The sequence below is a fragment of the Acinetobacter sp. 797_lipA genome (assembly GCF_058243025.1).
Window position 1 is genome coordinate 2,984,315 of the sequence record NZ_JBZAYQ010000001.1, and the last position, 21,906, is coordinate 3,006,220.

Annotated in this window: 23 protein-coding genes; 12 read left to right on the plus strand and 11 right to left on the minus strand. The window is 42.9% G+C overall.

What is annotated here, in order from left to right; genetic code table 11:
• Positions 1-32: 32 nt before the first annotated feature.
• The 3 genes from AC4CU2_RS14790 to AC4CU2_RS14800 all read right to left on the minus strand — a co-directional run bounded on the left by AC4CU2_RS14790 (position 33) and on the right by AC4CU2_RS14800 (position 1,968).
• A complete protein-coding gene (locus tag AC4CU2_RS14790; protein WP_004692510.1) occupies positions 33-482 on the minus strand; it encodes an ammonium transporter in 450 nt (149 codons plus the stop codon).
• A gap of 70 nt (positions 483-552) precedes the next feature.
• Positions 553-1,542 (minus strand): hypothetical protein, encoded by a 990-nt coding sequence (locus tag AC4CU2_RS14795; RefSeq protein ID WP_490769023.1) that lies wholly within the window; start codon positions 1,540-1,542, stop codon positions 553-555.
• A 180-nt stretch (positions 1,543-1,722) separates the two neighbouring features.
• Positions 1,723-1,968 (minus strand): SlyX family protein, encoded by a 246-nt coding sequence (locus tag AC4CU2_RS14800; RefSeq protein ID WP_125274781.1) that lies wholly within the window; start codon positions 1,966-1,968, stop codon positions 1,723-1,725.
• Positions 1,969-2,003: 35 nt separating this feature from the next.
• Between AC4CU2_RS14800 and AC4CU2_RS14805 the strand changes: the two genes are divergently transcribed.
• Positions 2,004-3,899, plus strand: coding sequence for an ATP-binding cassette domain-containing protein (locus AC4CU2_RS14805; RefSeq protein WP_004692515.1), 1,896 nt, complete (start codon positions 2,004-2,006; stop codon positions 3,897-3,899).
• A 253-nt stretch (positions 3,900-4,152) separates the two neighbouring features.
• Entirely contained in the window at positions 4,153-5,091 is a 939-nt protein-coding gene (locus AC4CU2_RS14810; protein WP_114836449.1) for an LpxL/LpxP family acyltransferase, read from the plus strand.
• A 289-nt stretch (positions 5,092-5,380) separates the two neighbouring features.
• On the opposite strand, the gene AC4CU2_RS14815 is transcribed toward AC4CU2_RS14810, so the two are convergent.
• Positions 5,381-6,490, minus strand: coding sequence for an endonuclease/exonuclease/phosphatase family protein (locus AC4CU2_RS14815; protein WP_490769024.1), 1,110 nt, complete (start codon positions 6,488-6,490; stop codon positions 5,381-5,383).
• A gap of 186 nt (positions 6,491-6,676) precedes the next feature.
• Here AC4CU2_RS14815 and asd point away from each other — a divergent pair, with 186 nt between their 5' ends.
• From asd to truA, 5 genes are all read left to right on the plus strand, one after another.
• A complete protein-coding gene (asd, locus tag AC4CU2_RS14820; RefSeq protein WP_004692521.1) occupies positions 6,677-7,795 on the plus strand; it encodes an aspartate-semialdehyde dehydrogenase in 1,119 nt (372 codons plus the stop codon).
• 141 nt (positions 7,796-7,936) lie between these two features.
• A complete protein-coding gene (locus AC4CU2_RS14825) occupies positions 7,937-9,304 on the plus strand; it encodes a type IV pilus assembly protein FimV (RefSeq protein WP_490769025.1) in 1,368 nt (455 codons plus the stop codon).
• 65 nt (positions 9,305-9,369) lie between these two features.
• Positions 9,370-10,674 carry a hypothetical protein gene (locus AC4CU2_RS14830; RefSeq protein WP_490769026.1) on the plus strand — a complete coding sequence of 435 codons (1,305 nt, stop codon included), beginning with the start codon at positions 9,370-9,372 and terminating at the stop codon, positions 10,672-10,674.
• 49 nt (positions 10,675-10,723) lie between these two features.
• Complete coding sequence (locus AC4CU2_RS14835; RefSeq protein ID WP_490769027.1) at positions 10,724-11,692, plus strand: asparaginase; 969 nt, start codon at positions 10,724-10,726, stop codon at positions 11,690-11,692.
• A 12-nt stretch (positions 11,693-11,704) separates the two neighbouring features.
• The gene (gene truA, locus AC4CU2_RS14840) at positions 11,705-12,502 is read left to right on the plus strand and encodes a tRNA pseudouridine(38-40) synthase TruA (protein WP_490769028.1); all 798 of its coding nucleotides are present in this window, start codon (positions 11,705-11,707) and stop codon (positions 12,500-12,502) included.
• A gap of 87 nt (positions 12,503-12,589) precedes the next feature.
• On the opposite strand, the gene AC4CU2_RS14845 is transcribed toward truA, so the two are convergent.
• A complete protein-coding gene (locus tag AC4CU2_RS14845; RefSeq protein WP_004692528.1) occupies positions 12,590-13,597 on the minus strand; it encodes an AraC family transcriptional regulator in 1,008 nt (335 codons plus the stop codon).
• Positions 13,598-13,827: 230 nt separating this feature from the next.
• Here AC4CU2_RS14845 and infA point away from each other — a divergent pair, with 230 nt between their 5' ends.
• The 3 genes from infA to AC4CU2_RS14860 all read left to right on the plus strand — a co-directional run bounded on the left by infA (position 13,828) and on the right by AC4CU2_RS14860 (position 15,126).
• Positions 13,828-14,049 carry a translation initiation factor IF-1 gene (gene infA / locus AC4CU2_RS14850; RefSeq protein WP_004692529.1) on the plus strand — a complete coding sequence of 74 codons (222 nt, stop codon included), beginning with the start codon at positions 13,828-13,830 and terminating at the stop codon, positions 14,047-14,049.
• 141 nt (positions 14,050-14,190) lie between these two features.
• Positions 14,191-14,580 (plus strand): hypothetical protein, encoded by a 390-nt coding sequence (locus tag AC4CU2_RS14855; RefSeq protein WP_490769029.1) that lies wholly within the window; start codon positions 14,191-14,193, stop codon positions 14,578-14,580.
• Positions 14,581-14,697: 117 nt separating this feature from the next.
• Positions 14,698-15,126 (plus strand): hypothetical protein, encoded by a 429-nt coding sequence (locus tag AC4CU2_RS14860; protein ID WP_126038329.1) that lies wholly within the window; start codon positions 14,698-14,700, stop codon positions 15,124-15,126.
• Between the two features lie 53 nt (positions 15,127-15,179).
• On the opposite strand, the gene leuB is transcribed toward AC4CU2_RS14860, so the two are convergent.
• The 4 genes from leuB to leuC form a co-directional block, all read right to left on the minus strand.
• Positions 15,180-16,259: a 3-isopropylmalate dehydrogenase gene (gene leuB / locus AC4CU2_RS14865; RefSeq protein ID WP_490769030.1), complete on the minus strand. Its 1,080-nt coding sequence runs from the start codon at positions 16,257-16,259 to the stop codon at positions 15,180-15,182.
• Positions 16,260-16,296: 37 nt separating this feature from the next.
• Positions 16,297-16,857: a hypothetical protein gene (locus tag AC4CU2_RS14870; protein ID WP_005400864.1), complete on the minus strand. Its 561-nt coding sequence runs from the start codon at positions 16,855-16,857 to the stop codon at positions 16,297-16,299.
• Positions 16,858-16,956: 99 nt separating this feature from the next.
• Complete coding sequence (gene leuD, locus AC4CU2_RS14875) at positions 16,957-17,607, minus strand: 3-isopropylmalate dehydratase small subunit (RefSeq protein ID WP_004692538.1); 651 nt, start codon at positions 17,605-17,607, stop codon at positions 16,957-16,959.
• Positions 17,608-17,628: 21 nt separating this feature from the next.
• A complete protein-coding gene (gene leuC, locus AC4CU2_RS14880) occupies positions 17,629-19,062 on the minus strand; it encodes a 3-isopropylmalate dehydratase large subunit (protein WP_159153405.1) in 1,434 nt (477 codons plus the stop codon).
• 500 nt (positions 19,063-19,562) lie between these two features.
• Between leuC and AC4CU2_RS14885 the strand changes: the two genes are divergently transcribed.
• Both AC4CU2_RS14885 and AC4CU2_RS14890 read left to right on the plus strand, forming a co-directional pair.
• Complete coding sequence (locus tag AC4CU2_RS14885) at positions 19,563-19,799, plus strand: DUF2061 domain-containing protein (protein WP_004692541.1); 237 nt, start codon at positions 19,563-19,565, stop codon at positions 19,797-19,799.
• Positions 19,800-19,958: 159 nt separating this feature from the next.
• Positions 19,959-20,816: a LysR family transcriptional regulator gene (locus AC4CU2_RS14890; RefSeq protein ID WP_004692542.1), complete on the plus strand. Its 858-nt coding sequence runs from the start codon at positions 19,959-19,961 to the stop codon at positions 20,814-20,816.
• A 58-nt stretch (positions 20,817-20,874) separates the two neighbouring features.
• On the opposite strand, the gene AC4CU2_RS14895 is transcribed toward AC4CU2_RS14890, so the two are convergent.
• Both AC4CU2_RS14895 and AC4CU2_RS14900 read right to left on the minus strand, forming a co-directional pair.
• On the minus strand, positions 20,875-21,381 hold the full coding sequence (locus AC4CU2_RS14895) for a DUF2628 domain-containing protein (protein ID WP_490769031.1): 507 nt from the start codon (positions 21,379-21,381) through the stop codon (positions 20,875-20,877).
• 70 nt (positions 21,382-21,451) lie between these two features.
• The gene (locus AC4CU2_RS14900) at positions 21,452-21,697 is read right to left on the minus strand and encodes a DUF2789 family protein (RefSeq protein ID WP_004978928.1); all 246 of its coding nucleotides are present in this window, start codon (positions 21,695-21,697) and stop codon (positions 21,452-21,454) included.
• Positions 21,698-21,906 lie beyond the last annotated feature (209 nt).

Below are 21,906 nucleotides of genomic sequence, written 5' to 3' on the forward strand. Positions count from 1 at the left end.
ACCGTTAATCCTGTTTCAATGGGTCTGTAAAATTAAAGTTCAGCCAAAGACTGCAAATATGCTTTCATGGCATCTAACTGGGTTGCTCTTAAGTCAGAATGCTCATCCCAATAGAGTCCCACGCAGTTTGCTTGCATATCAATAGCATAAATACCCTTTAATTCAATGGGTAAATGTTTAAACTTGTCATCACCTGTAATGAGCTCAAGCTGCTGATCAACAACGCGAGCGCGCATTAAAGGTAGGCGTGCTTCTGGAATCAGGACACTGTAGTACGCCACCATGCTGGCACGGTTTTCCGAAGCCATTGGTATTTTCGTCCAGTCAGGTGCTGCGACTAAACGCGGGTGTAAACCCATCTTGCGCGCTTTATCACGCATTTCACCTAAAGCTTTCTCTCTTGGACTTACACGAAGTCCAAAAATCGAGCCGAGGATGAATAAGATGATAAATCCGACAACCCAAATTCCAGTATTTTCCATAGCACAACCTTTTTATTCCTTTATTAGAGTTGCATAAGCACAATATAAAACGCAAGTTTGAACGATAAAATTAATTTAAGAACATTTCATGACTATATAGAACTTCATGTCCATTCCAGTAAATATAGCCTTTATCGAGTAGCTCTTTCAGTAACATACGCACATCTGACTTCGGAAACATTTGCTCAAGCAAATCACGTAGCGCATAGATATCTTTGGGTTTATTGGCTTTTAACTCGCGCAGTTTTCGTGCGACCTCAAGCTGTACAGGGTCAATCTGTGCAAAGTTTTTAAACAACTCTTGTTGCGCGGACTGCGTATCTGCAGTTGGTTCAAGCTTATCCACGACACTGTCTTTTTGCAGTTGCTGTAGCACTTCTTGCATGTTTTGCGGCTGTGTAATGGGGTCTTGTTCATCTAAATTCAGTGCTAACCACTGCTTCAATACTTTTTTACGAAAGCGAATCTGCTCATCATAGCGTTTGATGATTTTGAGATTAATCAACATCCCCACCACCCGCTGCGTCTTTTCAGGTACGAGTTGCAAAATATTACTTATTGAATTTTTTAGACCGTCCAATGTGTTCGGCTTACCTGACATTTTCCCCAAAGCATCACAATATTTTTTGACCATTTTTAAATAAGGCTGATTTTTGATGCTGTCTAAACTGGGAAGATGACGTTGACTTGGTACAGCTTCAGACTGAATGAGGATCAAATTGCTCTGAATATCCGAAGATTGCATTAAGTCCAAAAGTATTTCTGTTGTCTTGACCGCAGAGATAATTTCAACCTGCGTCTCTGGCTCAAGCAAAGCCATTAACTGCCCCACCACAACAGCATATTCGAACTCTTTTTGCTCGGCTTTGGGCGTGTCTAAAATCACCACTTGACCACTACTGATCCAAGCAGCCAGTTCCGTCAAATCTTGCAATGCATACTCAAATTGACCTTGGCAATGAAACAAATACAAAGTCGGATAATGCTCCACAATCTCGCGCAACAATTTGGCCGTCGGAACATTATTTTCAAGGTCAAGAAGAACAACTTTTTGGGTCATAGGACAGTTTTTATGGGATGCACCAGAAAGCGGGTATTAGAGTAGGAACTGCATCAAAGGTCAAATGATTTCGTCAGTCAAATCGAGCTTTGAGTTGGGTAAAACAAAAAAAAGAGAGAAGACTCAGCAATATCTTCACCCCACATCACAGCATTTTTTAGCCCAAGACAGCAAATGAACTTAATAATGTGGTGGACGATCAGCCATCGGGTCAAATGTCGCAATCCCATCGGACAAATCTGAAGATTCAACACGTTGATACAAAATTTTCATTTGTTTTTTTAAATCAGCAATTTCCAGTCCTTGAATCACCAATTGTTCATTGAGCTGTTCAACTAAATCATCTAAAAATGCAATTCGGACTTGCAAATCTTCAATGGGTGCGGACAATGGCGCTTGATTATCAATATTTTGTTGTTTAGACACTTCAAGTCCTCATTTGAGATTTTTCAGGAAACATTATGGCCTATATTACTTTAAGGGATGTCCAACTTGCGTTTGGTGGACCTGCCTTGCTCGACGGCGCGAACTTTTCATTAGAGCGCGGTGAACGAGTGTGTTTAATTGGTCGTAATGGTGAAGGTAAGTCTACTTTACTTAAACTGATCGAGGGAAGCCTATTACCCGATTCTGGTGAAGTTTCTCTACAAAATGGCATCACCATTTCGATGTTGGCGCAAGACGTGCCGATGGACTCGGGCAAAGTGGCGGATATCGTGGCAGACGGCGCAGGTGAAGCCGCTGATGTGCTCAGAGCCTATCATGAAGCCAGTGATGCTTGTGTACTTGGAGACATGGAAGCATGTGACCGCATGGGTAATTTGCAACACAAACTAGATCAGTTGGATGGCTGGGCTTTAGAAACCAAAGTCAATTCTATTTTAAGTAAAATGGGCCTAGACCCAGATGCCGATTTGGCCGATTTATCGGGTGGTCGTAAGCGCCGTGTGCTGCTTGCTCGTGCGCTCCTTACTCAACCCGATGTGCTATTACTGGACGAACCAACCAACCATTTGGACGTTGAAAGTATTGAATGGCTCGAGAAGTTTTTACTTGATCAAAATAATTTAACTTTACTGTTCATCTCGCATGACCGTTCATTTGTGGACAGCATTGCGACTCGAATTGTTGAACTCGACCGCGGCACCCTACGCAGCTATGAAGGTAACTACTCACGTTACCTCGAGCTGAAAGCACAGCAAATGGAAGCTGAGGAAAAGCAGAATGCACTGTTTGACAAACGTTTAGCTGAAGAAGAAGTGTGGATTCGCCAAGGGATTAAAGCGCGTCGTACCCGTAACGAAGGTCGTGTACGTGCCTTAAAAGAATTACGTGAACAGTCGAAAGCGCGCCGTTCGCAGCAAGGCAAAGTCAGCATGGCAACACAAGACGCTAGCCGTTCAGGTAAAGTAGTCTTTGAAATTGAAAACTTAAGTGTTCGCTTTGGTCATGATGCACCTATCATCAAAGACTTCTCTGCATTGGTGCTCCGTGGTGACCGTATTGGTCTTGTTGGTGACAACGGTGTCGGTAAAACTACCCTCATTAAAGCCATTTTAGGCGAACAAGAACATACGGGTACGGTGAAAACAGGTACGCAATTGGAAGTGGCTTACTTCGACCAATTACGTAATGCTCTCGACCTTGAAAAATCTGTCAAAGATAACGTGTCAGAAGGTTCTGACCATGTCGATGTGAATGGCAACCGTCGTCACATTTACAGCTATTTGCAAGATTTCTTGTTCTCACCAGAACGTGCGCGTACACCAGTCAAAGCTCTTTCAGGCGGTGAGCGTAACCGTATTCTTTTAGCTAAGTTACTACTTAAGCCATCGAACTTAATCGTGATGGATGAACCCACCAATGACTTGGATATGGTGACACTAGAGCTGCTAGAAGAAATGTTGTCCGACTACAAAGGCACCTTACTGCTTATTTCGCATGACCGTGCCTTTATGGATAACGTGGTCACCTCAACTTGGGTGTTTGATGGTAAAGGCAATATCGATGAATACATCGGTGGTTACCAAGATTACTTACAACAGCGACCAGACCAAACTGCGGTTGATCAAAAAAGTGCTGTGAAAAAAGCAGCAGCGAAAGCTGAAGCGAACGCAGCACCTGCTAAAAAAGTCAAACTCAGCTATAAAGATCAACGTGCGCTTGAACAACTGCCTGCCGAAATGGAAGCACTGGAAAAAGAGCAAGCGGAAATCAATGCCTCACTTGCAGATGGTTCATTATTTATTTCAGATGCAGACAAGGCGATGACGTTGTCGAATCGTTTGACTGAAATTGATGAGCTATTGCTGGAAAAACTGGAACGTTGGGAAGAACTGGAAAATTTAACCAAATAATTTCTCATGAGCTCCATAAAAAAACTCCGCGTCACGCGGAGTTTTTTTATGGAACTCAGCTGAGGGTGCCCACCACCATCGAGAAGATGTGCATCTCTTCCATTTGCATATGGGTGCGTTCGTCTACATCATCCAAGCCTATATAACATCACATTTGCAGAGTGCCGACATCGGGTTGATTCTGAACATTGACCCTTCATTCTTGCTTCATGCTAAACTCGAAACATTCTTTTTTCAGCCTTTATCGCAATTTATGAGTTCGAAGCCAGACTATCAACCCGGTGAATTTCAGTGGTCTTTTCTGCACCCCAAATATTGGGGCGTTTGGATTGGTATCGTCTTTCTCATGATATTGGCGATTCTCCCATGGGCAATTCAACACCGACTGGCCACCCTCTTAGGCAATCTCAGTTTTAAATATCTGAAGTCGAGGCGTAAAACCACCGTTCGTAATCTGGAGGTGTGTTTCCCTGAATGGTCGGCCCAAGAAGTCCTTGAAAATGCCCGTTTAGTTTTTGTCGATCAAATGCTGGGCGCATTTGAAACGCTGAATGCGTGGTATAGCCCAAAGTGGTTTACTGGCCGTGTCAGTATTGAAGGTTTAGAACATATTCAAAAAGCACAAGCAGAAGGTAAAGGCGCACTGCTTTTAGGCACCCACTCTACTTTGCTCGATGCGGGTGGTTATCTATGCGCGCAGTATTTTGAACCAGATGTGGTGTATCGCCCACAAAATAATCCACTGCTGGATATGCTCATCTACCGCTGCCGTGCCACCATTTATGCACATCAAATTGATCATGATGACATGCGTGGTTTAGTCCGTAACTTAAAAAATGGCCATGCCATTTGGTATAGTCCAGATCAAGACTTTGGTTTAAAACAAGGTGTTATGGCGCCATTTTTTGGCGTTCCCGCAGCGACCGTTACAGCACACCGTCGTTTATTGAAAATGACCAAAGCCGCAGCCATTCCTCTGTATTTTTATCGTGATGGGGATATTAAAAACCCACAATACAAAGTGTTGATTGAACCTGCGGTGGAAAACTTACCCAGTGAAGATGAAGTCGATGATGCGACACGAGTGAATCAAATTATTGAAAATCAACTCCGTATTGCTCCGACTCAATATATGTGGTTCCACCGTCGCTTTAAAACTCGCCCTGCAGGCTATGACAAGATTTATTTTTAACAAAAAAAGAGCTGCTTAAAAAGTAGAACCCGAGTTCTGCGTCCTGCAAAACTCGGGTACATGAGGTTGTGCTTTCAACGTAATTTTTGTTTTATTCGGTGGCATTCCATACCTACATCATATCCATGATAATTTCCATCAGCTTCAACTTCCATACTGGGATGATCCATTCCCGCTCCATCTGCTGATGAGACTAGGATACGGGCATACCAAATGACTAACCATTCGTCAGATTCCCAAATCACTGTAAGCCATATCCTACACTGATGAAATCCGCGCGCCCCTATATTTACTGGTAATCTTTGGCAATTTTATCTGTAACCTGCTTACCTTCTCGTTCCGCTTTCTCAATTCCATCTTCAATCGCCTCCTGCGCCTCTTGCTCATCGGCTTCGGTTTTTTCCAGCTCTTCTTGTACTTGCTCAAACACCCGACCTGTTTGAAGCACCACATATACAGGGAAATGATCTGAACCAATATGTGGTAAACGCTGCATCTGCACTAAGGCAAAATCCGTACTGTGAAAGACATGATCCAGTGACCAGCGCAGTAAGGGATAGTCGGCATGAAAAGTGTTAACAAAATGTCGTCCAACTCGGGGGTCTAGCAGCCCACTGATCCGTTGAAAAAGTCGTGTCGTACGCGACCACGCCACATCATTCAAATCCCCCATCACAATACAACTTTCATCCAAATTTTTAATTTGATCACCCACAATCAACAGTTCAGCATCACGTAAAGTGGAGTCTTTCGCTTCGGTCGGACTTGGCGGTTTCGGATGTAAGCAATAGAGCTGCACTGGTTGTCCAGATCTTAAAATGACTGTGGCATGTATCGAAGGAATTTCATCGCTTAAAATAAACTTAACGTCAATATCTTTGAGTGCTAAACGGCTATACAAGTGCATGCCATAAAGATTATCCAAAGGCACTGCAACGCGATAGGGATAGTCATCTTCCAGTACACTCAAGGCTTGTTCCCAATGCGCATCCGACTCTAAAGTCAAAATCAAGTCAGGTTGATACTTACGAATCTGTTGCAGCAATAAGTGATATTGAGTATTGGGCGTTAGTACATTCGACACAATTAAAGAAATCTGCCGTTCTGGCTGTAACCCAGTTTTGGCAACCGTTTTAACCTGCTTTTTCCAGACAAAGGTATAAGGCAGCACCATTTTGAGTTGGTAAGCGACTGCTGCGATTAATCCAACTAAAATAACTTCACGTACCCAATCCCAAGGTGCATCCCAAACCAACATCAAAATAAAAGCAATCAACCCCAACGCCAAAATCTGTAAGCGTGGAAAATCGGCGCCTCTAAACCACCATTCATCTCTTGGAATCAGTGACCAGAAGCTTAACCAAATCACAACACATGCCAGTAACTCAATCCAGATCATAGCGAACAACTCTTATATTCTTAATTTTTTTGTAGATTCATAAATTAATATCAATTTTGCATGTAACATAAACAAGATATATTGCACAATATAATTGCTGTTTTCATTGTGTAGTGCTTGCAGTTAAGCGCTCTTTTGATACACTCGAATCCCCTTTTAATTTTTAACGCACCGAGGCAAAGTGACATGAAAGTAGGTCTGGTCGGTTGGCGCGGGATGGTTGGTTCCGTCCTTATGCAACGTATGGTTGAAGAGAATGATTTTGCTCATTTTGAGCCATTTTATTTCTCTACCAGTAATGCAGGCGGTGAAGCGCCTGCGTTTGGCGGTAAAACTGCCCCAGCACTTATGGATGCATCAGACATTAACAGTCTGAAGCAAATGGATGTCATTATTACCTGCCAAGGTGGCGACTATACCTCTGAAGTTTTCCCGAAGCTCAAAGCGGAAAACTGGACAGGCTATTGGATTGATGCGGCATCTACACTTCGTATGGAAGATGAAGCCATCATCGTACTTGACCCTGTCAACATGAACGTGATTAAAGATGGTTTAGTAAACGGCACCAAAACATTCGTGGGCGGTAACTGTACTGTTTCACTGATGCTGATGGGCTTAGGTGGTTTATTCCAAAACAATTTAGTGGAATGGGCAACCTCGATGACTTATCAAGCAGCATCGGGTGCTGGTGCGCAAAATATGCGTGAACTGATCTCTGGTATGGGCTATTTGTACAACAACACCAAAGATTTGTTAGATGACCCACGCTCTCCAATTCTAGATATTGACTCTAAAATTGCGGAATTACAACGTGGCGAAGGTTTCCCTTCAGCAAACTTTGGCGTGCCATTAGCAGGCTCACTCATTCCTTATATCGACAAACAATTAGACAGCGGTCAGTCGAAAGAAGAATGGAAAGGTCAAGTTGAAACCAACAAGATCTTGGGCAACCAGCAAATCGTTCCGATTGACGGTCATTGTGTACGTATTGGTGCGATGCGTTGTCACTCTCAAGCTTTAACATTAAAGCTGAAGAAAGACGTGCCTCTCGATGAAATCGAAGATATGTTACGTAGCGCAAACCAATGGGCAAAAGTGGTTCCAAATACCCGTGAAGCGTCTATGACTGACTTAACACCTGTGGCTGTAACAGGCACATTAACAGTTCCTGTTGGTCGTCTACGCAAATTGAATATGGGCAAAGAGTACTTAGGTGCTTTCACTGTCGGTGATCAATTACTTTGGGGTGCTGCGGAACCCTTACGTCGTATGCTCCGTATCCTGATTGACTACAAAAATACTTAAGCATTTACCCGCTAAAGTATTAAGCCGATCACACTTGATCGGCTTTTTTTTGTAACCCTGATGTTAACGTTTTACAAATAACACACAACTCGCTAATCTATAATTTTCGCTTTGCGATCTGTGACCGAGCTAAAGATTAAGATGACCGTAAATAACAAATTAAAGATAGCCATTTTAGCCATTATTGCTTCGCAAAATGTGAATGCGATCACTGTTGATCCTATTCAAATTCAATCTGCACCTGGGGAACTGTTGTATGCAGAATTGAACTTTCACGATGCCGATCCGAATGCTCCGATTCAAGCCAGTCTAGCTAGCGCAGAAGATTTAATGTCTCTTGGTGTCATGCATCAGCCGCCCAGTAATCTGAACTTTTTTATCCGTCGTACCAGCGCCAGTACAGGTGTAATTACGATTACTTCTTCACGCCCTTTAACTGAAGCGGAACTGAACATTGTCGTCAAAATCAAAGAAGGCAATGCGGCACGACTACAACATATTAAAACAGCCAATAAACGCTCGGCAGCACTTCAAGCCCGCGCGAATAATAATGAAAAAGCCTTAAAACCGGTAGTGATTGTCAACGAAAAAGATATTGCACTGAACTTACCTGTCAGCACACAATTCAATAGCTTAAAAACAACAGCTACGCCGACGACAAATACAACACCCCTCAAACTCAATAACCATACCCCACCAAGCATGAGTGCGACCGCTATTGCAGCACCAACACAAGTTATTTCAGTAGCCTCTGCACAAATTGCAGCAGCGGCTCAAACTTCAGCTCCACGTGTTGAACCTATTACGCAAGCAAAAAAATCAGCAGATCCGTTGGTGCAAAAGTATGCAGATTCAGTTCAAAAATCAGATGCACCAATTTCTGCACAGGCCAGCCCACAAACTATTCCATCGACAGCAAAAACAACACCTGCTGCCCCTGTAACTACTGCACGCCAAGCCGCACCTCAAAGTGCCCATGTTGTTCGGTCGAATGAATCTCTATGGGGTATTGCATCGCGTATTGCTGCTGAAGAAAACCGTCCTGTCGGTGAAGTCATGCAACAAATTAAAGCTAAAAATGAACATGCCTTTATTCAAGGTGACGTAAACCGCTTACGTCGTGGTGCTAACCTCAATTTAACGGGTCTACAAACAGCAAAATCAGAACAAAAAGCCTCCGTTTCATCACTTCCAAAACAAAGTTCACAGCAATCCGGCAAGGCGAAATACCGCCTCAATCAAGCAGAGATGAGTTTGGTTGCAGAGAAAGAGCAAGATTCAAGCCACGGTTCTGCCAAGAAGTCGACAGAAAAGAATCAAACATCAAACGAGTTGTCATTAAAAGTTATGACATCCCGTGAAAAAACCGTTAAATTACAGAGAAACGTAACACAATTAGAAGTGGCACTTAATCAGAAAGATCAGAGAATTCAATTACTAAACGCTCGTCTTGCACAATTGCAACAACAATTGAAAGCACAACAAACTGAGAAAAAGCCAACACACTAAAGTGTTATTTTGATTATTTGATTTTGGATGAACTTGCACAAAGACAAGTTCAAAAGGGGTAAAACATGCTTATTTATGTGATTCCATTTATCTTACTATTGGTTGTTGCCATAGTCTTAAAAAAGCGTGAGGCGAGTAAAGAAGGAGAACCAAAAACTCAAAAAGCGGTTGCTGCAAAAAACAAAGCCAAAAAAACCAGTTCGTCTAAAAAATCCCCGCAACAAACTCAAGTCGTTGAAGATGTTGTTGCTAAAAAAGCCACGACACCACTCGCCACAGATCTACGTAATAAAATTGAAGGTCAAATTCGCGACCGCAATTTCTTCTCAGCTGAAGCACAAATCAACCAAGCCCTAAATAAAGACAATTCACAACACGAATTATATTTACTGCTGCTCGATATTCACTTGCTCCAAAAAGACGAGTTTGCCATCAGCCAATTGCTGAATCATTTACGTTCTTTAGAACTGGGTGATATTTTGGCGCAAGCAGAAGCCAAAAAATCGGATTACGACCAATTACATCAAAATAGCCGTGACACGATTGAGTTTAAACCGACTGAAATTGCACCGTCTACACCAAAACCTGTAGAAGCAACCAATACTGCTGACTTTGATGCCCTGATGTCATCAAACAATCCGGCTCCTGCTCCTGTGCAAGCTCCTGTTGTTGAACCTGTTCAAGACATTAAACCGCTTGATTTTGATACCTCAGCATTTACCACCACAACAACTGCTCAACCTGAACCAAGCATCGAAGTCCAAAGCTTAGATTTTGATATCTCTAGTTTAAATACACCAACAGCAGAACCCACCAAACCTGCTGAAGAGCTTAAACCGCTCGATTTCGGTTCACTCTCTTTAGAAAGCACGCCTGCCCAACCAGCAGAAACTGCTGCAGCCGACATCCAACCTTTAGATTTTTCGTTCAATCTCGACACAGCGCCTACAACAGCGCCAGAAGCAGAAACTTCGCCGGCTGCTGTAGATGAGCGTCCTGAATTTACATTTGATTTTTCAAGCGAATCCACAGCTGAAGCAGTAAAAGACATCCCTGCTTTTTCTTTTGATACGGTTAGCTCAAGTGAAGCGATAGTAGAAGAAACACCAGCAGTTGTTACGCCAAGCCTCAGTTTTAGTCTAGAGTCTACTGCACCTGCCAATACGGTGGATCAAAGCGATCCTCTGGTACAGTCTTTCCCTCAACTGAACGAAGTCAATGAAATACACTTAAACATTGAATTGGCTGAGCAATACATTCAACTTGGCGCTTTCGAAGCTGCACGCGAAATTTTGGTTGAACAAGAACCAAATTACTCTACGGAACAACGTCAGCAAGTAGAACAGTTACTGAGTCGCATAGCATCCTAAGCCATTTCGTTTTAAACTAAAGCAGTCATCACCGACTGCTTTTTTTATAATGAAAAAAATTGCGCTTATCTATATGGGTGGAACTTTTGGCTGTATTGGCGAACCCTTACAACCAATGCCTGCCGAAGACTTTATTCCCAAGTTCACACATGTCTTGCCGATTCATCTCGACATTGAATGTTTTATTGCACCTGTCATTAAAGACAGTAGCGCCTGCACGGCTGAAGACTGGTTATTGCTGATTCAGCAGATTCAACAATTACAACTGCAACAATTCCAGCATTTTGTCGTGATTCATGGCACAGATACCTTAAGCTATGCCAGTGCTGTCGCCGCACACTTTATTGCAGATTCCGCACGTGTGGTTTTCACAGGTAGCCAATATCCATTACTGAATGTACAAGGCACAGATACGCGTGAATTTAGCGATGCGATTAGTAATTTGAATTTTGCCTTAGATGCCGTGATGAAACATCCTGTCGGAGTTTATCTGGCTTTTCATCAACAGGTATTGCATGCGCAAACCGCGTTAAAACGACATACCACAGAACTGGATGCTTTTACAGGCGTCATGGCTGAACAGCCGATTCCACATAGCTTAAAAACACACATAGTACAAACAGGTGATGTAGAACAATCCCACCAGTTCAATTGCCTCAATCTGATGATGCAACCTGTTGCCTTAGCGCAACAATTGCAGAATTTGAAAAACCTGCTTACAGCCCCACCACATTTCCTCATTTTGCAAGGTTTTGGAACGGGTAATTTAGCTGTGAATGCCGAGTTGATAGCACTTTTCGATGAATTTTACGCGCAAGGCTGTATTGTTATCTTAAGCACCCAAGTCCCTTTCGGCCGTACTGATCAGCGCTATGCAGTTGCCACTTGGACAACCCAAGCCAAAATAATTGTTAGTGATTGCCTCGGGCATGCAGATCTGTATGCCAAAGCCCTTAAAATGTATTTACAATACCCCACCGCTGAAGCACGCTTCGGCCATTGGCATGATTTGGGTTAATTTGAGGTACATATGCAACGTTTTGCGATCGGCATTGAGTTTTGTGGAACACACTATCGTGGTTGGCAAACCCAGCAAACAGGTGTGATCAGCGTACAAGAGACGATTGAAAAAGTACTCTCTAAAATTGCCAATGAACCGATTAGCTTACATGGTGCAGGTCGTACCGATGCTGGCGTTCATGCCACCAATATGGTGGCGCATTTTGATAGTTCTGCACTTCGTTCAGAGCGCAGTTGGTTAATGGGCTGCAACAGCCAACTGCCAAAAGATATCTCGATCCAGTGGATCAAAGCGATGGATCAAGACTTTCATGCACGCTTCAAAGCGCAGGCACGTCGTTATCGTTATGTCGTCTATAACCACCCGCAACGCCCTGCTCTTATGCATAAACAAGTCACACATGCCTATTATGCGCTAGATGTAGCGAAGATGATGCAAGCTGCTCAAAAGTTCGAAGGCACGCATAACTTTGAAAGCTTCCGTGCAGCCGCATGCCAATCCAATCAACCTGTGCGCCATGTTAGCCATTGTCGCTTAATTCAACATGGCCCATATTTGGTCCTCGACATTCAAGCCGATGGCTTCTTGCACCATATGGTCCGCAATATCATGGGCTGCTTACTGGAAATTGGTCAAGGTATGTATGAAGTCGAGCATATTGAAGTGATTTTCGCAGCAGAAGACCGCAAAGCCGCAGGCATTACTGCCCCTCCTGATGGGCTATATTTCATTCATGCCGACTATCCAGCGCAGTTTGAGCTACCAAAGCAGCCACTTGGGCCGCACTGGCTCAATATGCCTGAATAATTTATTTTTGAATCCTCCCCCTAGCCGGCTTTTTCAAAGGAGGGGAGAAATTCCTCCCTTTTATAAAGGGAGGTTAGGAGGGATTTCTTAACGCTGCTTACGCTTGCGATATTCCACTGGGGTTTCATTGGTCCAGCGTTTAAACGCACGATAAAACGTACTTGGCTCAGAAAAGCCCGTCAAATACACGATACGCTCTACACTTTCAGCCGTATTGGCCAAAAGTTTTTTCGCCAAACGGCAGCGATAATCAGACAAAATTTGCTGGAAGCTGGTATTCGCCTCACTAAGCTGTGTGCGTAAACGCCTTGGGGTAATACTGAGCTGAGAAGCCACTGTTTCAAGTGTGGTTTCGCCACTTTCTAGGGTTGAACCTATCGCGCGACGTACTTCACCCACCAAATCATAACGGGCTAATTCTTGAAGTTTTTCAATCGCTAACTGCTCATGCAGTTGTAATAATTCAGGTTCCGCCTGCCACAACGGATAAGCCAAAATACTTGGGTCAAAATATAAGCGAGTTTCTTTTTGTCCTAGACTAACAGGGCACTCATATACGCGGAAATACTCATCATCAAACGCGCCTTTACTAAAGTTAAAATCAATATAGATCGGTTCAAAGCGCCCTTCAGTAATAAATTTAAAGAAACGTAAAATACCTGACATCGCACATTCAGAAAAATGTCGATTGACCAAATTTTCAGCCCAAGGTTGTTCTCCATTGGTCAAATAACAACGATCATCTTCAACCACCAATTTGGCATGAAAGGCATCACTGATCAAGCGCTGATACGCCAAGGCGCGCTTCAAACCCTCACCAAAGTTTTCGGATGAAATAAACAAATGCTCAATCACTTGGCCACGATATAAAGGCAGATTTTCACCCAAATGTAGACCGATATCTGGATCGCGACTCACCTCTTCTGCCGCCACCCAAAAAGCGTATTGTGCGCTCAAAGGCGTACGCTCATTGGTTTCCATCTGATTTAATGCAACACCAGCCTTTGTTAAAATTTCTTCTGTTGGCAACCCTGAACGACGAATCGCTTGGTAGCCTAATCGCAATACAACCGATGCATCCGTTAGCTGACCCACGCTAGAACCTTCCTTGTATGTTCTTCATTTATACATAAAACATTAAAATTAGATTAACTGCGATTGACCGAACTGACAACAACTTATACAGTTTTTTTGTTGAAAATATTTATTCCTCTTGTTCGCTTATTTTACTGACAGATGATCAGGCAACCGCCCATTCCGCCTTGTTTTATGCAAAAAAATTGACTATAATTTGCGCCTTTCCAATTTATTCATTCAGGTAGGCTATGGCCAATAAAGAGGAACTCATCGAGTTCGAAGGCGTTGTCACCGAGACGCTTCCTAATACTATGTTTCGTGTACGTTTAGAAAACGGTCATGAAGTGATTGCTCACATCTCTGGTAAAATGCGTAAACACTATATTCGTATTTTGACTGGCGACAGTGTTAAAGTAGAAATGACACCTTATGATTTGTCTAAGGGTCGTATCACTTATCGTGCGCGCTAAGTTTTAGCGAAGCGAAAAAGCCACTTTTTAAGTGGCTTTTTTAATGTCTGCACTCAGACTAAACGTTATACATCGACTGTATTTAAACCAACAATCAAACTATAATTAAATGAGATAACAACCTAATACGCCAAAACAATAATGAAGACGACTTCAACGAAGCTCGCTATTTTACTGTTCCCAATGCTATGTGTTGCTTGTGCCACAACAAGCCAAACGCAGCTCAAGCAAACCTTACAACACTATATCGGACAATCGTCACATCAAGTTCAAAATCAACTCAACCTCAATAGCATGGGCTATAAAGTGCTCGGTGCTCCTGTACATACCCCAGAGAAACTGACCTACACTCTGTTACGTAATATGCCTATTCCGATGGGAACCCCCAATCTTGGAACCAGTGTCAGTATGGGTGCGCCCATTCCAACACCTTACAGCGGTAGCCTGAATATTGAAATGAAATGCAACATTGAGTTCAGACTGCATGATGATCTTGTGGAATCTATTCACTACGTCGGCAAAGCATGTTAACAGCTATGTTATGTTGAGCCATCTATATACCGTTTATCTCAAATTACTCGAAGCATACTCAAACGAACGTTCAGATATACAATACTAAAAGGGTCTTTCTCTGCTTAGGGGATGATCATGAAGCCCTTTATTGTCAGTTTCTTTAGTTCCATCTGCTTTCTACTGCTTCAAGCTTGTGGCAGTTCTCCAACGCAACACCAGACCGTCGTTTCACCCGCTAAAATTGCGCTCCCAGACTATTTAGAACAATATATCGGCCAAGATGTATCGAGCATTCGGCGCGAACTCAACTTACGTCAACTCGGTTATGAAACTTTAGGTGCGCCGATTCAAACACCAAACCAACTCAGTTACACCATTGTCAGGCGCATTCAAATTCCAACCCCTATGCCCACTATGCGTAGTGACAGCAGTGTCGGTGCGATTCCTATTCCCACACATACACCATTTTATGATGTTCAGTTAGAGTGCCAAGTCCACTTTTTATTAAAAGATAATATTGCACAATCAATTCAATATCGAGGCAAAGCCTGCAAAGGTTATTAAATTTTGGGCATAAAAAAACGCAGCGGATGGCTGCGTTTTCAAATTGTTTTGGCTTAGTTCAGTGCAGCCACAACCGCCTGCCCCATTTCCGCAGTACCCACTTTGCTCATGCCTTCAGACATGATATCAGCGGTACGCAAGCCTTGATCTAGGACATTGCCTACTGCATCTTCAATCGCTTGAGCAGCAGCTTCTTCACGGAAGGTATAACGCAACATCATAGCTACCGAAAGAATAGTGGCTAATGGGTTGGCAATATTTTGTCCTGCGATATCGGGCGCCGAACCATGACATGGCTCATACATCCCTTTCGCATTTTCATCTAAGGATGCTGATGGCAACATCCCAATTGAACCTGTCAACATCGCGGCTTCATCAGACAAGATGTCACCAAATAAGTTACCTGTCACAATCACATCAAACTGTTTAGGCGCGCGCACCAACTGCATTGCAGCATTATCAACATACATATGCGACAAGTTAATGTTTGGATAGTCAGCTTCTTTCATCGCCGTTACGGTTTGCTTCCAAAGTTCAGTCACTTCAAGGACGTTGGCTTTATCAACAGAACAGACTTTTCCGCCACGTAAACCAGCCATTTCAAAAGCCACTTTCGCAATACGCTTAATTTCAGACTCAGCATAAACGTCGGTGTTAAAACCTTGTTTTTCACCATTCTCAAGTTCACGAATACCCCGTGGCTGACCGAAGTAAATCCCGCCTGTTAATTCACGAACAATAAGAATATCAAGACCCGCTACAATCTCAGGCTTTAAGCTTGATGCATCTGCCAATTGCGGATACAAAATAGCTGGACGTAAGTTCGCGAATAAATTCAATTCACTACGAATTTTTAACAAACCACGCTCTGGACGGATCGAACGCTCAATGTTATCCCATTTCGGACCACCCACTGCACCAAGTAAAATCGCGTCTGCATTTTTGGCTTGTACTGCAGTCACATCTGGATAAGGTGAACCGTGCGCATCAATGGCAGCCCCACCGAGTAGGCCCTGTTCCCACGTTAAACCTAAATTGAATTGATCATTGACTCGTGTAAGTACCTGCTCTGCGGCTTTTACAATTTCAGGACCAATGCCGTCACCAGCCAAAATCAAAATATGTTTAGACATGAAATATTCCATTGTTGGTGAGTTCTGACTCACACGATTAAAGTTTTTGTTCTACAAACTCGCCCAAGCCATTTAAGACATTGTAAGGTTTGCAAAAACGACGAATTGTTCTTTGGTTTTGCTTTAAATCGACACACAAAGGGTCAGGTGCAGACATATTCAACAAGCTTCCCTGATGTCGACTGCGTGCACGGAACATTCTAAAGGTGTAGCGTTCCGCAGGCTTAAAACGATGAATCACATGCAGCGTTTCAGCGCGATCGACCGAAACAGGATAGAAGCGAATCACCAGTTCATGTTGCCCCGCTGGCACTGACAGAAACAAGGCATTCGCTTCATTCAAATCATCTCGTTTTAGACGCACGACCTTCTCGCGAATTGCCTCACGGCTGACGCGATGATTGTCTGCATTCACAATTTTGATCTGATTCCATCGTTCAAATTCGCAATTCACCGTACCGGTACAGTAAAGCTGCGCATTATTTTTACTCGCTGGGGTATCCTGAATCCGCTTTATGCTTGCCGTATTCATACTTTGGCAGGCAGTTAATGTTCCCACCAACGCCAGTAGAGCGATACGACTGTAACTCGTCACCATTGTTCAAGCCCAACCTTTACCAGTAGCAAAACGTTTAAAATTCTTTTGCTCGATATTAACAAGAGATGGACCCAAGCACTAGATGCATCGAATTTTCAATTAAGCATGAATTTCAGCAAACACCCACGGACGAGATGCTTTGGTCTTTTCTTCATAGGCTTTGATGTCATCTGCAACCTGTAAAGTTAACCCAATATCATCCAAACCATTTAACAAACAGTGCTTACGAAACGGATCGACTTCAAATGTGAAGGCTTCACCCGATGGTGTACGCACTTCTTGCGCATCCAAATCAATCGTCAACTGATAGCCTTCTGTTGCTGCACACTCTTTGAAAAGTTGGTCAACAATTTCTTCAGACAAAATCACAGGTAACATGCCATTTTTGAAACTATTATTAAAGAAAATGTCGGCATAGCTGGGTGCAATCACAGTACGGAAACCATATTCTTCCAATGCCCACGGCGCATGTTCGCGGCTTGAGCCACAACCAAAGTTCGCCCGAGAAATTAAGATACTGGCCCCTTGGTAACGTGGCTGATTCAATGCAAAATCAGGGTTTTTAGGACGTTTAGAATTGTCTTGTCCTAAAAAACCTTCATCTAAATAACGCAACTCATCAAATAAGTTTTCACCAAAACCCGTGCGCTTAATGGATTTCAAAAACTGTTTTGGAATGATCAAGTCTGTATCGACATTGGCACGGTCTAAAGGTGCAACGATACCCTGTTCAACGGTATATTTTTTCATGTCTATGCTCCCAAGCCCGAATTAAAATGAACGCACATCGACAAAGTGACCTGCAATCGCTGCTGCGGCTGCCATTGCTGGACTCACCAAGTGCGTACGACCGCCATTGCCCTGACGACCTTCGAAGTTACGGTTAGAGGTCGATGCACAGTGCTCACCAGGTTGTAATTTGTCTGCATTCATTGCTAAACACATTGAACAACCTGGCTCACGCCATTCAAAACCTGCTTCAATCAAAACTTTGTCTAAGCCTTCAGCTTCTGCTTGAGCTTTGACTAAACCAGACCCTGGAACCACCATGGCTTGTTTAATGGTACTTGCCACTTTTTTGCCTTTAGCCACTTCTGCTGCGGCACGAATATCTTCAATGCGCGAGTTGGTACATGAACCAATAAAGACACGGTCTAACTGAATATCTGCCAACGCCTGACCTGCGGTTAAACCCATGTAGTTATAAGCACGCGTCCAATCATTGCGTTGCACTTCATCTTTGGCTTGTTCTAAAGTTGGTACAGCTTGAGTCACTGGAATCACCATTTCAGGCGATGTACCCCAAGACACTTGTGGCTCAATCTCTTCACCTTGCAATACAACTACTGTGTCAAAATGCGCGTCTGCATCCGAATGTAAGGTATTCCAATATGCAACAGCAGCATCCCACTGTGCGCCTTGTGGTGCATATGGACGGTCTTTGACATAGGCAATGGTTTTGTCATCGACAGCAACCATACCTACACGTGCACCGCCTTCAATCGCCATATTACACACCGTCATACGACCTTCAATCGACATATCACGGAACACTTGACCACCAAACTCGATGGCATGACCTGTACCGCCTGCAGTACCAATTTTACCGATGATGGCTAAAACCACGTCTTTCGGTGTTACGCCCTGACCCAATTGACCATCAACACGCACCAACATGTTTTTCATCTTCTTTTGAACCAAGCATTGGGTTGCCAATACATGCTCCACTTCAGATGTACCAATCCCGTGCGCCAAACAGCCGAATGCACCATGTGTTGCCGTATGAGAGTCTCCACAGACCACAGTCATACCCGGTAAAGTCAAACCTTGCTCAGGCCCGACCACGTGAGCAATACCTTGACGGACATCATTAATGTCGAACTGCACCACATTAAAGGTTTTACAGTTGTCGTCTAAGGTTTGAACTTGGATACGTGAAGTATCATCTTCAATACCTGCTATTCCCTCTGAACGCTCTTTGGTCGATGTTGGAACGTTATGATCAGGGGTTGCTACATTCGCACTTAAACGCCATGGTTTACGACCCGCAAGTTGTAAACCTTCAAAGGCTTGCGGAGAAGTCACTTCATGTAATAAATGACGGTCGATATAGAGTAAAGCCGAGCCATCGTCGCGTTGTTTTACTAAGTGGTCATCCCACAATTTGTCATACAATGTTTTTGCTTGTTGGTTTTCGCCTGCCATGTCGATTGACTCCACTGGACTGGGTAATTCTTTCATTAAAATCGATTATAGCGACGATTTCACATAAATCTAATTTATCATTTTTATTAATTTAGAAACTTTTTGGAATTATTTTAAATTCATACCTCTTTGTTTCAATCCCTTTGATGACAAGCTCTCACCGCTGGTTTTAATTCAAGCCCTATACGCCTATTTATCAACTTGTTGTAGGCCTCACAGTATATTTCCCTGCTCAGCCATGCAAGGTTTATCTTCCCTAGTTAGACCAATACTTTTTAAGGCTCTCTTCATTGATCTGAATAAAAAGAAAGCGACCTATTCATAAGCTAAAGAGTAAAATCTACAGAAGTTTGTTTTCTCAAGTCAAACATTCCAAACAATCGACTACGTCACCTTACATTCAAAAACCCAATCATGAGCAATCAAAATTTCATTTTGACTTTATTAATGATAATAATTACTATTTACAAGTGAAAGACATTATTGAGAGGGTATTTATCATGGCGAACATTCAGAAATTTGTAGCGAACAATCAGCGCATATTCAAAAAAACCCTAAGCTATTACATCATGCACATTACTGTGGCCATGATTGTGGCTTACTTTGTCACAGGTAACTTATGGATGGCGGTCACCCTCAGCTTATTAGAACCAACCGTTCAAGCCTTCGCATTCTTTTTCCATGAACGTATTTGGGAGAAAAAGAACCGTACCACCGAAGAAAATATTCCCGCTTAAGCCTTTATATCAAGCACCCTCTCAACTCTCCAAAGATCACATCAAGTGATTTTTTTTTATTTCAGTCCAGACCAAATAACCTACTATTAATTTTAAAGATCGCAATTCATATAAAATTATTTTATAATTTAATTATACTTTCATAACTAGATTATCCTTATGAATCTTGCAGCCTTCGAAGCTTTTGTAAAAGTCATGGAAACCGGCTCTATTTCTTTAGCCGCAGATCAGCTCTTCATTACGCAACCTGCTGTAACCAAACGTATTCATAGTTTAGAAGAATATTTTGGTGTGAAACTGTTTGAGTCTGCGGGTCGTGGTGTACAAGCCACACATGCCGCGCATTCACTGCTGCCTAAAGTTAAAAACTGGCTCAATGAACTGGGTGACATTCATCATACCTTGAGTCATGAACAAGGCATGGTCCAAGGCAAACTCAAAATTGGCACCAGTCACCATATTGGTTTGCATCACTTGCCGAGCCATTTACGTAGCTATGTGCAAAGCTTTCCAAATGTCACATTAGATGTGCACTTTGTTGACTCCGAGCAAGCGCATGAAAAAGTACTGGCGGGTGATTTGGAATTGGCATTTTTAACCCTACCGCCTAAACTCGATGAACGTTTGCAATACGTCACCATTTGGGAAGATCCTTTGGTTTTTGTAGCAGCACCGTTTCATCCGCTGGCACAAATGCAAAACTTACAACTCGAAGACCTGATTCAATACCCAAGTTTATTGCCTGCATCACAAACCTATACCAGCCAAATCACCTTGGCAGAGTTTGAAAAACAAGGGCTGAAACCTAAAATCACCATGAGCAATAATCCACTCGAATCGATTCGTATGTTGGCATCGATTGGACTGGGCTGGTCAGTGCTTCCAAAAACGATGATTAACCAAGACCTACAGCAGTTGAATGTGAAGTTCGAAATGAACCGTCAACTCGGTATGGTTTGGCATCCGGGCAGAACCCAATCTCGTGCGGTGCAAGAACTGATTGCAATGATGAACTAAGCTTTACAGGCATTAAAAAACCATCCACAAGGATGGTTTTTTATTTTGCGCGAGCGAATTAAGAAGCACTAATAGCCAGTGCAACCAGCCCAAGCCAAATCACCAGCAAGATCGAACCTGCTACGATATTTGTACCCCCACGATTTTCTAATTCCGTATTGACGTTGCTATTTCCAAATTGGCGAATTTTGGCAATCTGCTGATCGACATGATGCTTATACGAGGTCTTCCCAAACATTCCAAATGCTACGGCCAAGCCAATATTTGCACCAGAACTTTCAATCCCCAAAAGTATTTCAACCATCCCTATGACCACAATCAAACCAATGGCCATAAAGCCATAACTGTAGATTTTTCGATAAAATAACCAGACCACACCTAAGAAAAAGGCGGCAATATTAAAACCTGCATATTGTTTCCTTGGCGTGATTTTTTCAAATTGAGCTTGATAGTAAGACTCATATTTCACACCTATAAACAGGGCACGATCTTGTTCCAATTGATTAACTGAAGCTACAGAGTCTAAAGACGTAGAGTCAGGAAAAGCTTGATGATCGAGAGACATAAATTTCTACTTTTATCTTATTTTTATCAAGAGAGGCAAAGCTTCGATGCTCAGCCTCTTTGAGTTCTACTTATTTTTGGATCAGTGAATCTTCATGCAGGGATTCATTCAACTGGTCTACAATAATGGCCCATTCACCGTCCGATTTAATTTTTTCTGCCAAAAACTGACGTTGCGCTTCAGTCCAATACTCTGCGTCAACAATCGTGGTTTGTGCATTGAGCTGATGCGTTACAATAAACAAGGCGATGGCCTCTTCACTCGCATCTAAACCGAGTTGCTCAAACAGGTGGGTCATTCTTGGTCGTACACTCATATTTTTCTCCACGCTTATGTTCTAATTTTTCATAGTCAAAATAGTTTTAGCCAAGGTTCAACATAGCATATTTGGTTAATTTGCCAAGATCAGCCCACCTATAGCCCGATATTTTATTATCGCTTTACGCACTTTTCATTTTTGACATCGATGCCTTTCAAATAAAAAAGACTGCCCGAAAGCAGCCTTTTCAAACAACTAAAGACAGA